The sequence below is a fragment of the Microbacterium sp. Root180 genome (genome assembly GCF_001428485.1).
Lineage (GTDB): Bacteria > Actinomycetota > Actinomycetes > Actinomycetales > Microbacteriaceae > Microbacterium.
The window spans coordinates 487,345-502,033 of sequence record NZ_LMHS01000001.1; the positions used below are offsets into that span (position 1 = coordinate 487,345).

11 protein-coding genes and 1 other RNA gene are annotated in these 14,689 nt (G+C 70.3%); 9 read left to right on the top strand and 3 right to left on the bottom strand.

Annotated features, from left to right (window positions below; genetic code table 11):
- Positions 1–6: 6 nt before the first annotated feature.
- Positions 7–1,008: an AAA family ATPase gene (locus ASD93_RS02280; RefSeq protein ID WP_056119115.1), complete on the bottom strand. Its 1,002-nt coding sequence runs from the start codon at positions 1,006–1,008 to the stop codon at positions 7–9.
- Between the two features lie 182 nt (positions 1,009–1,190).
- Here ASD93_RS02280 and ffs point away from each other — a divergent pair.
- Positions 1,191–1,287: signal recognition particle sRNA small type (gene ffs, locus ASD93_RS15665), an RNA gene on the top strand.
- Here the strand turns inward: ffs and ASD93_RS02285 are convergent.
- A complete protein-coding gene (locus ASD93_RS02285; RefSeq protein WP_056118153.1) occupies positions 1,282–1,965 on the bottom strand; it encodes an NUDIX domain-containing protein in 684 nt (227 codons plus the stop codon). The two genes, ffs and ASD93_RS02285, sit on opposite strands and share 6 nt — an antisense overlap.
- 74 nt (positions 1,966–2,039) lie before the next feature.
- Here ASD93_RS02285 and pta point away from each other — a divergent pair, with 74 nt between their 5' ends.
- From pta to ASD93_RS02320, 7 genes are all read left to right on the top strand, one after another.
- Positions 2,040–4,184 carry a phosphate acetyltransferase gene (gene pta, locus ASD93_RS02290; protein ID WP_056118155.1) on the top strand — a complete coding sequence of 715 codons (2,145 nt, stop codon included), beginning with the start codon at positions 2,040–2,042 and terminating at the stop codon, positions 4,182–4,184.
- Complete coding sequence (locus ASD93_RS02295; RefSeq protein ID WP_056118157.1) at positions 4,181–5,407, top strand: acetate/propionate family kinase; 1,227 nt, start codon at positions 4,181–4,183, stop codon at positions 5,405–5,407. The genes pta and ASD93_RS02295 overlap by 4 nt, the downstream gene beginning before the upstream one ends.
- A 31-nt stretch (positions 5,408–5,438) precedes the next feature.
- Positions 5,439–6,197 (top strand): HAD family hydrolase, encoded by a 759-nt coding sequence (locus ASD93_RS02300; RefSeq protein WP_056119118.1) that lies wholly within the window; start codon positions 5,439–5,441, stop codon positions 6,195–6,197.
- A complete protein-coding gene (locus ASD93_RS02305; RefSeq protein ID WP_056118159.1) occupies positions 6,194–8,713 on the top strand; it encodes a glycoside hydrolase family 65 protein in 2,520 nt (839 codons plus the stop codon). Before ASD93_RS02300 ends, ASD93_RS02305 begins: the two co-directional genes overlap by 4 nt.
- A gap of 40 nt (positions 8,714–8,753) precedes the next feature.
- A complete protein-coding gene (locus tag ASD93_RS02310) occupies positions 8,754–10,886 on the top strand; it encodes a DNA polymerase III subunit gamma and tau (RefSeq protein ID WP_056118161.1) in 2,133 nt (710 codons plus the stop codon).
- Between the two features lie 3 nt (positions 10,887–10,889).
- Positions 10,890–11,483, top strand: a complete 594-nt coding sequence (recR, locus tag ASD93_RS02315) for a recombination mediator RecR (protein WP_056118163.1) — start codon at positions 10,890–10,892, stop codon at positions 11,481–11,483.
- Between the two features lie 132 nt (positions 11,484–11,615).
- The gene (locus tag ASD93_RS02320; protein WP_235566855.1) at positions 11,616–12,572 is read left to right on the top strand and encodes a DMT family transporter; all 957 of its coding nucleotides are present in this window, start codon (positions 11,616–11,618) and stop codon (positions 12,570–12,572) included.
- A gap of 23 nt (positions 12,573–12,595) precedes the next feature.
- Here ASD93_RS02320 and ASD93_RS02325 read toward each other — a convergent pair whose 3' ends face one another.
- A complete protein-coding gene (locus tag ASD93_RS02325; protein WP_056118166.1) occupies positions 12,596–13,084 on the bottom strand; it encodes a hypothetical protein in 489 nt (162 codons plus the stop codon).
- A gap of 134 nt (positions 13,085–13,218) precedes the next feature.
- Here ASD93_RS02325 and ASD93_RS02330 point away from each other — a divergent pair, with 134 nt between their 5' ends.
- Positions 13,219–14,505: an aspartate kinase gene (locus tag ASD93_RS02330; RefSeq protein WP_056118168.1), complete on the top strand. Its 1,287-nt coding sequence runs from the start codon at positions 13,219–13,221 to the stop codon at positions 14,503–14,505.
- Positions 14,506–14,689 lie beyond the last annotated feature (184 nt).

Below are 14,689 nucleotides of genomic sequence, written 5' to 3' on the forward strand. Positions count from 1 at the left end.
GCGGACTCACTGACGGGCGGCGATGGGGACGCGCACGTTGCTCGCGATGCGCTCGAGGATCGTGGCGACGGCGTCGGCGGAACCCCGTGCCCGCGCCCCGCCGGCGGAGCGGGTCGGAATGAGCCGGTGGGCGAAGACCGGGGCGAGGAGGGCGGTGACGTCGTCGGGGATGACGAAGCCGCGTCCGTCGAGCGCCGCCCACACCTTGGCGGCACGCACGAGCTGGAGCGTCGCGCGCGGGCTCGCGCCGAGCCGCAGATCGGCGTGCGTGCGGGTGGCGTGCGACAGGGCGACGGCGTAGTCCTCGATCGTCGGAGCCACGTGCACGGCGCGAGCCCACGCGATCAGTGCGGTCACCTGATCGGCGGAGACGACCGCCGAGAGCTGGTCGAGGGGGTTGAGGGTGTCGCGCTGGCGCAGCATGAGCGCCTCGGACCGCTGGTCGGGGTAGCCCATGGAGATGCGCATCATGAAGCGGTCCCGCTGGGCTTCCGGGAGCGCGTACGTGCCCTCCATCTCGAGGGGGTTCTGCGTCGCGACGACGAGGAACGGGCTCGGAAGCGGGTGTGTGCGGCCGTCGACGGTCACCTGTCCCTCCTCCATCGCCTCCAGGAGGGCGGACTGCGTCTTGGGGGAGGAGCGGTTGATCTCATCGGCGATCACGATGTTGGCGAAGATCGCGCCCTGCTTGAACTCGAACTCGCGATCGACGGGATTGAAGACACTCACGCCGGTGACGTCGCCCGGGAGGAGGTCGGGCGTGAACTGGATGCGCCGCACCGTCGCGTCGACCGAGGCAGCCAGTGCGCGGGCGAGCATCGTCTTGCCGACGCCGGGCACGTCCTCGATGAGGAGGTGTCCTTCGGCGAGAAGGCAGACCAGTGCGCTGCGCACCGCTTCGGGCTTGCCGTCGATCACGCCGCCCACCGACGCGAGGATCGCCTCGGTGGTGCGGGCGAAGGCATCGGCCGTCATCGCGCTCGACGCGTCGGGAGCAGCATCCGTCATCGCGGTATCCGTCACTGCGGCCTCCTCGGGTGGCGCCGACGTCCAGGGCGCCTCATCGCGCATCTGTCCCGATCCTAATCGCGGGGCGCAGGCCCCGGCACTGGGAGAACGCTGGGGGAGTGGTCGAGGTTCACCGGCGCCCGCCCGGGTTCGGACCTCGGCGCGGCGCGGGTTAGACTGGGGGCAGCTCTCCGCGAGGCGGCATCCAGGCCAACTCCCCCAGGACGGAAACGTAGCAAGGGTAACCAGGCTCTGCCGGGTTCGCGGAGAGTCTTACTTTTCCCGGGCGCCGCCGCGGGCGAACGGGCCGTCCAGCACCGCCCACTGCAGCAGCATGATGGTCTTCGCGTCCTGGATGCGGCCGCTGCGCACCATGTCGAGCGCGTCATCGATGTCGAGGTCGACGAGCTCGATGTGCTCACCCTCCTCGGCGAGGCCGGCGCGGTCGCCCACGACCGCGCCGCTGTCGTAGGGCGCTGCGAAGAAGTGCAGTCGCTCCGTGACCGAGCCCGGGCTCATGAACACGTCCCACACGTGTTCCAGTGCGCCGATCTCGACACCGGTCTCCTCGGCCGCCTCGCGTCGGATCGCGGTCGCCGGATCGTCGGCGTCGAGAAGCCCGGCGGCCGTCTCGATCAGCATCCCGTCGGGGTGGTCGTTGACGTAGACGGGGTAGCGGAACTGCCTCGTGAGCAGCACACGGCGTCGCTCGGGGTCGTACAGGAGCACGGTCGCGCCGTTGCCCCGGTCATACGTCTCGCGCTGCTGGAGCTCCCACTGACCACTCGGATCGCGGTACTCCAGCGTGGTGCGTCGCAGCACGTGCCAGGCCGCGGCGAGCACCTCGACATCGATCACGCGCACGTCGGGGTTGCGCACGAGATCTCGCCCGATCCGATCGAGACCGGTGCGGCCACGGTGATCGGGAACCTCGATTCCGAGGCGAGGGGCATCCATGTCCCGAGCGTAGCGGCGTGCTCCGGACGCGGCCGCGCCTGGCCCGCCGTCGTGCCCGCCCGTAGGGTGGAGTCGTGGCACGGAGCATCTTCATCACGTCGGCGGAAGGTCACTCGGGGAAGTCCACGGTCGCGCTCGGCGTCCTCGACGCCCTCAGCCACGCGACGCCGCGCGTGGGCGTGTTCCGCGCGATCGCCCGCTCGACGATCGAGCGCGACTACGTGCTCGAGATGCTGCTCGACCACGACGGCGTCGATCTTCCGTACGACGAGTGCATCGGCGTCACCTACGACGACGTGCGTCATGATCCGGATGCCGCGCTCGCGGCCATCGTCGAGCGCTACAAGGCCGTCGAGGCCCAGTGCGACGCGGTCGTGGTGCTCGGCAGCGACTACACCGACGTCGGCAGCCCCGCCGAACTCGCCTACAACGCCCGCATCGCGGCCAATCTCGGCGCGCCCGTGCTCCTCGTGCTCGGCGGCCGCTCGGCGCAGGGACAGACGCAGCCCGAGCAGCTCGGATCCTCGCTTCCGCGCACCGCGGCCGAGATGGGTCAGATCGCGGACCTCGCGCTCACCGAGCTCGCCCACGGCCGCGCCGAGCTGTTCGCGATCGTCGCGAACCGCACCGAGCCCGACGATGCGCAGGAGACGATCTCCGCGATCCGCCGGTCTCTCGAGGAATCGGGCTCCACGGAGGCCGCACGCATCCCGGTGTGGGCGATTCCCGAGGACCGCTTCCTCGTCGCGCCCTCGATCCGCGGCATCATGCGCGCCGTCGAGGGCGAGCTGCTCGCGGGCGACCCGGATCGACTCACGCGTGAGGCGCTGGGTGTGGTCGTCGCGGGCATGTCGATGGTCAATGTGCTCCCGCGGCTGCTCGAGGGCGCCGTCGTGATCATCCCTGCCGATCGATCGGAGGTGCTGCTGGCGACGCTCCTCGCGAACGCGTCGGGCACGTTCCCGTCGATCTCGGGCATCGTGCTCAACGGCGGCTTCGAGCTGCCCGAGCCCGTCATGAGGCTGCTGGACGGCCTGGGCTCGAACGTGCCGATCATCACCACGGAACTCGGCACCTACGAGACCGCCGTGCGCATCATGAGCACGCGCGGACGCCTGGCCGCCGATTCGCAGCGACGCTACGACACCGCGCTGGCGCTGTTCGAGCAGAACGTCGACACCGACGAGCTGCTCGCGTCGTTCGGCGTCGCGCGCGCAACGGTCGTGACGCCGCTCATGTTCGAGTTCCAGCTGATCGAGCGCGCCCGCGCCGAGCGCAAGCGCATCGTGCTCCCCGAGGGCGACGACGACCGCGTGCTGCGGGCCGCCGCGACCGTGCTCAAGCGCGGAATCGCAGACCTCACGATCCTCGGCGAACCGTTCGAGGTGCGCGCCCGCGCGGTCGAGCTCGGCCTCGACATCCAGGCCGCCGACGTGCTGTCGCCGCTGGACGCCGTGCACGTCCACAGGTTCGCCGAGGAGTACGCCCGCCTGCGGGCTCACAAGGGCGTCACGCTCGCCCAGGCCGCCGACACCGTGACGGATGTCTCGTACTTCGGCACCATGATGGTCCATCTCGGCCTCGCCGACGGCATGGTGTCGGGCGCTGCGCACACCACGGCCCACACGATCCGCCCCGCTTTCGAGATCATCAAGACGAAGCCCGGCGTCTCGGTCGTCTCGAGTGTGTTCCTCATGGCGCTCGCCGACCGTGTGCTGGTCTACGGCGACTGCGCGGTCATCCCCGATCCGACGAGCGAGCAGCTCGCCGACATCGCGGTGTCCTCCGCCGCGACCGCGGCGCAGTTCGGCATCGACCCGCGCATCGCGATGCTGTCCTATTCGACGGGCGAGTCCGGCTCGGGAGCCGAGGTCGAGAAGGTGCGGGAGGCGACGGCTCTCGTGCGCGAGAGGGCGCCGGAACTCCTCGTGGAAGGACCGATCCAGTACGACGCCGCGGCGGACGCCGCCGTCGCCGCCGCCAAGATGCCCGGGTCCCAGGTCGCCGGCCGCGCGACGGTCTTCGTCTTCCCCGATCTCAACACCGGCAACAACACGTACAAGGCGGTGCAGCGCTCCGCGGGCGCCGTGGCGATCGGTCCGGTCCTCCAGGGGCTCAACAAGCCGATCAACGACCTCTCGCGCGGCGCGCTCGTGGACGACATCGTCAACACGATCGCGATCACCGCGATCCAGGCGCAGGGCGAGGCATCCGCATGACCCCCGTGCTCGTCGTCAACTCCGGGTCGTCTTCGTTCAAGTATCAGCTGATCGACATGGATGCCGAGACCACCCTCGCGTCGGGTCTGGTGGAGCGCATCGGAGAGCCCGTGGGGCGTGCGACGCACACCGTGAAGGCCCCCGCGCCCGAGGGCGGCGGGGCGACCTTCACGGACGCGAGCTACACCCGCGAGCTGCCCATCCCCGATCACACGGCGGGCTTCCGTGTGATGCTCGAGGCCTTCGCCTCCGACGGACCCTCGCTCGCAGAGCACCCCCCTTTCGCCGTCGGACACCGCGTCGTGCACGGCGGCGCCCGGTTCTTCGAGCCGACCGTCATCACGCCCCTGGTCGAGATCAACATCGACGAGCTCTCGGTCCTGGCTCCGCTGCACAATCCCGCCAACCTCGCCGGCATCGTGGCGGCGAGGGAGGCCTTCCCGGCGGTGCCGCACGTGGCCGTGTTCGACACGGCATTCCACCAGACCCTGGCCCCGGAGGCCTACACCTACGCGATCGACGCGAAGCTGGCGGCATCCCATCGCATCCGTCGCTACGGCTTCCACGGAACCTCGCACAAGTTCGTCAGCGAAGCCGCCGCAGCGTTCGTGGGCCGACCGCTGGAGGATCTCAGGCAGATCGTCTTCCATCTCGGCAACGGCGCCTCCGTGACGGCGATCGACGGCGGTCGCTCGGTCGACACGTCGATGGGATTCACGCCGCTCGAAGGGCTCGTGATGGGCACGCGGTCGGGAGACCTCGACCCTGCCGTGCTCTTCCACCTCGCCCGCCGCGAGGGCATGACCATCGATCAGCTCGACGACCTGCTCAACAAGCGCAGCGGCCTCCTCGGCCTCGCCGGGTCCTCCGACCTGCGCGACATCCGGGCGGCCCTCGAGGAGGGAGACGCCCAGGCCCGCCTCGCCGTCGACGTCTACGTGCACCGACTGCGTGCGTACGCCGGCGCCTACCTCGCCCAGCTCGGCGGCGCCGACGTCATCTCCTTCACGGCCGGGGTCGGCGAGAATGCTCCGCTCGTGCGCGCCCGGGCGCTCGAGACGCTCGGCTTCGCCGGCGTCGAAATCGACGAGGCGCGAAATCTCGCGCCGTCGCGCGGCATCCGGAGGATATCGACGGATGCCTCGAAGGTCGCGGTTCTGGTCGTGCCCACCGATGAAGAGCTGGAGATCGCCCGACAGACCCTCGCCGTCTCTCGCGCATGAGGGCAGGCTCGTTACGCTGGGGCACGTGACGATGGAATCCCTGCCCGACCTCGCCGACTACGACGCCGTGCTGTTCGATCTGGACGGTGTGCTCACTCCCACCGCCGAGGTGCACATGCACGCGTGGGAGTCGATGTTCACCGAGCTCTTCACGGCGTGGGAGATCAGCCCGCCGTACACCGAGCGGGACTACTTCGACCATCTCGACGGGAAGAAACGCTACGACGGCGTCGCCGCGCTGCTGCGCTCGCGCGACGTCGAGGTCCCGTGGGGCGATCCGTCGGACCCCGTCAGCGCCGACACCGTGTGCGGCATCGGCAATCGGAAGAACGTCGTCTTCGAGCGCGTGCTGCGCGCCGACGGCATCGCGCCGTACCCCGGCTCGCTCGCGCTGCTGGATGCGCTGGCCGCAGCAGGCACGACCGTCGCGGTCGTGTCGAGCTCCAAGAACGCCGAAGAGGTCCTGCGGGCCGCCGGCATCCGCGATCGCTTCGCCGTCGTGATGGACGGCGTCATCGCCGAGCGCGACCATCTCGCATCCAAGCCCGCACCGGACGTGTTCGTCGAAGCCGCGCGCATGCTCGGCGTCGATCCCGGCCGCAGCGCCGCCGTCGAGGACGCGCTGAGCGGCGTGGCCTCGGCCGTCGCCGGGAAGTTCTCCCTCGTCGTCGGCGTCGATCGCGGCGCCGGAGATGAGGCCCTGCGTCATGTCGGGGCCCACATCGTGGTCAAAGATCTGGCGGAGTTCATCGCCGCCCCCACCGAAGCCTCCGAGGAGCCCACCGCATGATCGATCGCGATCGCTTCCCCGTCGACCCCTGGCGCCTGGTCGAGACCGAGTTCGATCTCGAGGACGTCGGCGTGACCGAGACGCTGTTCGCCGTGGGCAACGGCTACCTCGGGATGCGCGGAAATCACCCTGAGGGCCGCCACGCGCAGGAGCACGGCACGTTCGTCAACGGGTTCCACGAGACGTTCCCGATCCGTCACGCCGAACAGGCGTACGGGTTCGCCGAGGTCGGCCAGACGATCATCAACGCGCCCGACGCGAAGGTGATGCGGGTCTACGTCGACGACGAGCCGCTCTCGCTCGATCTGGCGGACGTGCGCGAGTACGAGCGGGTGCTCGACATGCGCGACGGCGTCCTGCGCCGCCACATCCTGTGGGTGACGCCGTCGGGCAAGGACGTGCGGATCGACTTCGAGCGGATGGTGTCCTTCGAGGAGAAGCACCTCGCGATCATGACCCTCGAGGTGACCGTCCTCAACGCCGACGCTCCGGTGACGATCAGCTGCCAGCTGCTGAACCGGCAGGACGGCGAGGACGTGTACGGCGGGATGCCCGCCAGCCCCAAGCGGGCGGGATTCGATCCGCGCAAGACCGAGAAGCTCAATGAGCGGGTGCTCGAGCCTCAGGAGTTCTGGCAGGACGGCGACCGGTCTGCCCTGTCGTACCGGGTGGCGGAATCGGGCATGACGATCGCCGTGGTCGCCGACCACATCATCGACACCGAGAACGAGTACGACTCGCGCTACCTCAGCGAGCAGGACATCGCCAAGAACGTCTTCCGCGTGCAGGCGAAGGCCGGGGTGCCGGTGAGGGTCACGAAGATCGTGAGCTACCACACGTCGCGCGGGGTGCCCGCGCGCGAGATCGTCGACCGGGGCCGCCGTGCACTGGACCGCGCGCGCGGCATCGGAGTCCCGGCGCTCTTCGCCGCGCAGCGGGCGTGGCTCGACGGCTTCTGGGAGCGCTCGGACGTGCGCATCGGCGGCCACGACGACCTGCAGCAGGCCACACGCTGGTGCCTCTTCCAGCTCGCGCAGGCCTCGGCGCGCGCGGACGGCCAGGGCGTTCCCGCGAAGGGCATGACGGGCTCGGGGTACAGCGGGCACTACTTCTGGGACACCGAGATCTACGTGCTGCCGTTCCTCGCGTACACGACCCCGCTGTGGGCGCGCAACGCGCTGCGGATGCGGTACCTGATGCTGCCCGCGGCCCGCAAGCGCGCCTTCCAGCTCAACGAGCACGGCGCGCTGTTCCCGTGGCGGACGATCAACGGTGAGGAGGCATCCGCCTACTACGCCGCCGGCACGGCGCAGTACCACATCAACGCCGACGTGAGCTTCGCCATGGCCAAGTACGTGCGGGCCACCGACGACGTCGAGTTCCTGCACCGCGAGGGTGTGGACATCGCCGTCGAGACGGCCCGCCTCTGGGCGACCCTCGGCTTCTGGCGTTCGGTCGACGGGGCGGGGGAGGAGACCTTCCACATCCACGGCGTCACCGGTCCCGACGAGTACACCACCGTCGTCAACGACAACCTGTTCACCAATGTGATGGCGCGCTTCAACCTGCGCTTCGCCGCCCGCACCGTGCGCGAGATGGCGGAGCTCGACGGCGAGGACTACCGCAAGATGGTCGACCGCCTCGGCCTGGATCCCGCCGAGCCCGAGGGCTGGGAACGCGCCGCCGAGGCGATGCACATCCCCTTCAGCTCGGCCCTGGGCATCCATCCGCAGGACCACGTGTTCCTCGAGCGCGAGATCTGGGACCTCGAGAACACCCCCGCCGACAAGCATCCGCTCCTGCTGCACTTCCACCCGCTGGTGATCTACCGCTACCAGGTGCTCAAGCAGGCCGACGTCGTGCTCGCGCTGTTCCTGCAGGGCAACCACTTCTCGGACGAGGACAAGCTCGCCGACTTCGAGTACTACGACCCGCTGACCACGGGTGACTCCACGCTGTCGGCCGTCGTGCAGTCGATCCTCGCCGCCGAGGTCGGATATCAGGAGCTCGCGCTGGAGTACTTCCGCCAGTCGATCTTCGTCGACCTCGCCGACCTGCATCACAACGCCGCCGACGGCGTCCACGTCGCCTCCGCCGGCGGCGTGTGGACCGCGCTCGTGTCGGGGTTCGGCGGCATGCGCGACCACTTCGGCGAGCTCTCGTTCGATCCCCGGCTGCCTGCGGACTGGCCAGAACTGGCCTTCGTGCTGCACTGGCACGGCACCCGTCTGCAGATCACCGTCACCCGCGAAGAGCTGCGCGTCGCGGCCAGCGACGGCGACCCCGTCGGCTTCAGCGTCCGCGGAACCGGTTACGTCGTGGGCGCCGGCGAGGAGGTCGTCGTGCGCCTCGAGGGCCAGGGCCGCGTGATCCCCGGACGCCCGACGCTGCGGCAGCTGACCGATGTGAAGCGAGAGGACGGCTCGTACCTGTCGGCGTCGGTGCCCAGCGTGACCACGTCGATCCCGATCGTCGTCGGCCTTGCCGACCTCGAACACGGCGCGGACGCACTGTGAGCCGGGGTCGGATGTCGGTCCTTCGCCGTAGGCTGTGGGGGTGACCACCGCCCTCTACCGCCGCTACCGGCCCGAGTCGTTCGGCGAGATGATCGGCCAGTCGCAGGTCACGGAGCCGCTCATGACGGCCCTGCGCGGCGACCGCGTCGGGCATGCGTATCTGTTCTCGGGCCCGCGCGGCTGCGGCAAGACGACCTCGGCGCGCATCCTCGCGCGCTGCCTCAACTGCGCGAAGGGGCCGACCGACACTCCGTGCGGCACCTGCGACAGCTGCATCGAACTCGGGCGCGGCGGCGGCGGGTCGCTCGACGTCGTCGAGATCGACGCCGCCAGCCACAACGGCGTCGACGACGCCCGCGATCTGCGCGAGCGAGCGGTGTTCGCTCCCGCGCGCGACCGCTTCAAGATCTTCATCCTCGACGAGGCGCACATGGTCACGCCGCAGGGCTTCAACGCCCTGCTCAAGCTGGTCGAGGAGCCCCCCGACCACGTGAAGTTCATCTTCGCCACGACCGAGCCCGAGAAGGTCATCGGCACGATCCGCTCGCGCACGCACCACTACCCGTTCCGGCTGGTGCCTCCGGCGGCGATGCTCGAGTACGTGCAGTCGCTGTGCGAGCAGGAGGGCGTCGAGGTCGAGGCCGGCGTGCTGCCGCTCGTCGTGCGAGCCGGCGGCGGGTCGCCGCGAGACACCCTTTCGCTGCTCGACCAGCTCATCGCAGGGTCCGAAGAGGGGCGCGTGCGCTACGAGCGCGCGGTCGCGCTCCTCGGGTACACCCACGCCGAGCTGCTCGACGAGGTCGTGGACGCCTTCGCCGCGAGCGACGCCTCGGCCGCTTTCACCGCGATCGACCGCGTGGTGCAGACCGGGCAGGACCCCCGCCGCTTCGTCGACGACCTGCTCGAACGACTGCGCGACCTCATCGTCGTGTCGGCGACGGGCCAGGGAGCGGCGGCTGTGCTGCGCGGCGTCTCGGCCGAAGACCTCCTGCGCATGCAGCGTCAGGCAGATGCGTTCGGCACGGCGCGCCTCTCCGTCATCGCCGACCTCGTCATCGCGACGCTCGACGACATGACCGGCGCCACGTCACCGCGTCTTCAGCTCGAGCTCATGGTCGCTCGCGTGATGGCGAGGGGAGCGGGCGCCGCGTCCCTGCCCGCGCCGGTCGTGCCCGTGGAGCGTGCCGCCGCCGTGGTCGAACGCGGCCCGGCGCCTGCCGCGCGTCCGGTGGCCGCCGCTGCACCGGCTCCGGCGGCGATGCCCGCAGAGCAGCCGGACTCCGCCCCGGAACCCGTGGACGTCGCGCCGGAGCCCGAGGAGGAGCCCGAGCCGGAGCAGGTCGCTGCTGCGCCCGAATCGTCGGCAGCCGCGCCCGAATCGGCCGCCGACGAGCCCGTGCCATCGGGCCCGGTGACGGCGCAGCGCATGCGCGATGCGTGGCCCGAAGTGCTCGCGAGACTCGAAGACCTCAGCCGCGCGTCGTGGCTGCTCGCCTCGAACGCCGAGGTCGCCGGACTCGACGACGACGTGCTGACCCTGTCGTTCGCGAGTCAGGCCGACGTCACCAAGTTCAAGCAGCGCGCGGCCGGCGGTGGTCCGAGCGAAGACCTTCGACAGGCGATCCTGGCGGTGCTCGGCATCCGCGTGAAGTACCTCGCGAAGCACGACGGCCCGGCCGCCCCGCCTTCCCCGCCCGCCGCCCCGCCTGCCGCCCCGTCGGCACCTGTCCGGCCCGCCGCAGCGCGCGCGTCCGCCCCTGCGGCTGCGGCGCCCGTGACCGAGTGGGCGGTCGCGCCCATCCCGACCGATGCCGACGCGCCGCCGCCCGATCCCGGTCCCGCCGCGATGTCGGCGCTCGGCCAGTTCGCCGTCGATGACGAGCCCGAAGACGCCGCGCGCGCCCGCGTCGCGACGCTGGCGCCCGCTCGGGAGGGCGAGGTGCTGCGCGCCGCCGACGTCGAGCCGTCGATCGAGGTCGACGACGAGGACGACGAGGGAGCGGATGCCGCGACCGACACCCCGGTGCCGCCCGTGGTCGCACCGCCGCTGCCCCCGGTCGCGTCGACGCGCAACGACGGCGTGCAGCGCTACGGCGAAGCCGTCGTGCGTCAGGTTCTGGGCGCCACGTTCGTGCGGGAAGAGCCCTACGAGCCCCCGACGAGGTTCAACTAGTCCATGTATGACGGCATCGTCCAAGACCTGATCGACGAGTTCGGGCGTCTTCCCGGCATCGGGCCGAAGTCCGCTCAGCGGATCACGTTCCACATCCTGCAGACCCCCAACTTCGACGTCTCGCACCTCGCCCAGCTCCTCGCCGAGGTGCGCGAGAAGGTGCGCTTCTGCGAGGTCTGCGGCAACGTGTCGGAGCAGGACCGCTGCTCGATCTGCCGCGACCCGCGCCGCAATCCGAGTCTCATCTGCGTGGTGGAGGACGCCAAGGATGTGTCGGCGATCGAGCGCACCCGCGAGTTCCGTGGGCTCTACCACGTCCTCGGCGGCGCGATCAGCCCCATCGCCGGCATCGGACCCGACGACCTGCGCATCACCCAGCTCATGCAGCGACTGGCCGACGGGACGGTGCAGGAGGTCATCCTGGCGACCAACCCGAACCTCGAGGGCGAAGCGACGGCCACCTACCTCAGCCGGCTCCTTCACACGCTCGAGATCTCGGTCACTCGTCTCGCGTCAGGGCTCCCCGTCGGAGGCGACCTCGAGTACGCCGACGAGGTCACGCTCGGCCGCGCCTTCGAGGGTCGCCGCTCGGTCTGAGTTCCCGGGCTCCGCGGATCGCCGGCGCCGTACCCGAGGCGGCGGTCTGTCCGGGGTCCGCCGTACATTGGCAGTCGCGGGCCTCAGTCGAGGCGACGACACCCACGATCCTGGACAGATGGAAGTGACGATGTGAACGCCGCCGTGCAGAGGTTCGATTCCCGCGCGTGGGTGCTGTTCGCGATCATGGCGCTGGTGTGGGGCATCCCCTACCTCTTCATCAAGGTCGCCGTCGACTCCTACTCGCCCGCGGCGATGGTCGCCGGCCGCACGCTGATCGGCGCCATCCTCCTGCTGCCCTTCGCGCTGCGGCAGAGTGCATTGAGACCCGCGTTCTCCAAGATCGGGTGGGTGCTGGCCTTCGGCGCGATCGAGATGGCCGGCCCGTTCCTGCTGCTCGGGCACGCCGAGCAGACCCTGCCGTCCGGCCTCACCGGACTCCTCGTCGCCACCGTTCCGCTCTTCGCCGCGCTGATCGCGTTCAGCGGGGGCGACCGGTCCGTGCTCAAGCCCGCACGCGCGATCGGTCTCCTGGTCGGCTTCGCCGGCGTCGCGGTGATCGTGGCAGGACCGGGCCTCGCGATCGAGGGGGGCGGCGGACTCATCGCGGTCGGGGAGGTCCTGCTCGTGGCCGTCTGCTACGCGATCGCCCCGTTCATCGTGGCGCACAAGCTCAAGGACGTCCCCGCTCTCGGCACGATCACCCTCTCGCTCTTCGCGGTCGGCATCTTCTACCTGCCCATCGGCCTGCTCACGCAGCACGAGGTGCCGACCATCGACGCAACCGTTGCCCTCGTTCTGCTCGGCGTCCTGTGCACCGCGGTCGCGTTCATCGTCTTCTTCGCGCTCATCAAGCGGGTCGGTCCGGTTCGCGCGCCGCTGTTCACCTACGTCAATCCCGTCGTCGCGATCATCCTCGGCACCATCATCCTCGGCGAGGCTCTCACCGTCGGCCTGCTGGTCGGCTTCCCTCTCGTGATCCTCGGATGCTGGCTGGCGGCCACCGGCGGCACGTTCCGCCCACGAGAACCAGACCCCGCGCCGCAGCGCGACCTCGACTCCGAACTGCCGCCGGTCGCTCCCGGCTGAGCGCGACCCCGGCGCCCCGCCGCCTACCGCAGCACTTCGACGAGGGCGATCCACGACACCACGATCGCCGAGATGATTGCGATGATGGCCCCGCCCGCGGCGACCGCCAAGCCTGCGGAATGGCCGACGAGGAGCATCGTGCCGGCGACCGCGTAGCAGACGATGGGCGCGAATCCGAGCAGGGCCTTGAGGAAGCGCGCACGGTCCTCGGGGGTCGGATCTCTCGAGATCACCGAGGTCGCGTGGACCTGGAAGATCGCCGCGGTGGCCGTCGCGAGGAGCACCGCGACGCCGTACCAGAGCGGCGAGACGTCGGGGACGAGCCCGACCGCGGACACGACGATCGCCAGCACGAGGGCGGCGATCGCCGCGGCGAGGCGCGACGTGAGCGTCCGCGAGGTGATGATCTCGGCGATGTTGACGCTCGCCGCCACGATCACGAGACCCGCGAGCGCCGCGGTCGCCCCCACCATGGCGACGTTGAAGTCCGTCCATTGCGCGATCCCGTCCATGCGCTGGATGCTAGCGCCCGAGGGGCCGCGACCGCGCGCGCCCGACACATGGCCGGAGCGGAATCGGGGCGTCCGTAAGATGGACGCTGGGGGCGCGGCATCCGATCGCGTTCGCCTTTCCCGGGAGTTCGAACGTGGCGCTGATCGTCCAGAAATACGGCGGATCGTCGGTCGCGGATGCCGAGAGCATCAAGCGCGTGGCGAAGCGCATCGTGGATGCGCGCCGTGCCGGACACGACGTCGTCGTCGCCGTGAGCGCGATGGGCGACACCACCGACGAACTGCTCGACCTCGCGTCGCAGGTCGCGCCCATCCCCGCGCCGCGAGAGCTCGACATGCTGCTGTCCAGCGGTGAGCGCATCTCGATGGCGCTGCTGGCGATGGCGATCCACTCCATGGGCTTCGAGGCGCGCTCGTTCACGGGCAGTCAGGCGGGCATGATCACCACCGCCGACCACGGCGCCGCGCGCATCGTCGACGTCACCCCGATCCGCCTGCGCGACGCGCTCGACGAGGGCGCCATCGTCATCGTGGCCGGCTTCCAGGGCTTCAACCGCGACACCCGCGACATCACGACGCTGGGCCGCGGCGGCTCCGACACGACGGCCGTCGCGCTGGCGGCAGCCCTCGAGGCCGACGTGTGCGAGATCTACAGCGACGTCGACGGGATCTTCACCGCCGACCCGCGGGTCGTACCGAAGGCGCGCAAGCTGGGGGTCGTCTCCTCGGAGGAGATGCTCGAGCTCGCCGCCAACGGCGCCAAGGTGCTCTACATCCGGGCGGTCGAGTACGCGCGTCGCCACGGTGTGCTGATCCACGCTCGCTCGACGTTCAGCTCGGGCGTCGGAACCTACGTGCTCGGTCCGGGGATGACCCACCCCGACGGCGAATCAGGAGAAGACATGGAAGAGCCGATCGTCGCGGGCGTCGCGACCGACCTCAGCCAGGCCAAGATCACCGTGACCGGCGTTCCCGACGTGCCCGGAAAGGCGGCCGAGATCTTCAAGGTCGTCGCCAAGTCCGGCGCGAACGTCGACATGATCGTGCAGAACGTGTCGGCGGCCACGACCGGTCGCACCGACATCTCGTTCACGCTTCCCAAGACGGATGCCGCCACGGCGCTGAAGGCGCTCGCGGGCGACCAGTCCGAGATCGGCTTCGTGAACCTCGTCCACGACGACCAGATCGGCAAGCTCTCGGTCGTCGGCGCCGGGATGCGTACCCACTCGGGTGTCTCGGCCACGCTGTTCGAGGCGCTGAGCCTGTCGGGCGTCAACATCGAGATGATCTCGACGTCCGAGATCCGCATCTCGGTCGTGGTGCGCGGCACCGAGCTGGCCGAGGCCGCACGCGTCGTTCACACCGCCTATGGACTGGACGGGGACGGCGACGCGGTCGTGCACGCCGGCACCGGCCGCTGACACGTCGCGGTCGCCGGCCGGAGTCAGGAGTTCTCCCCGGATCAGGCAGATCCGGGGCGTCATCGCCTGAGCCCGGCAGATCGCCTGAGCCCGGCGGCGCCGGCCGGGCACGGAATGGCGCGAATCCTGCGCAGTGCGGCGCTCGAGGCAGGGTCACACGGCGTGGGTCTGGACGCCCGGCCGG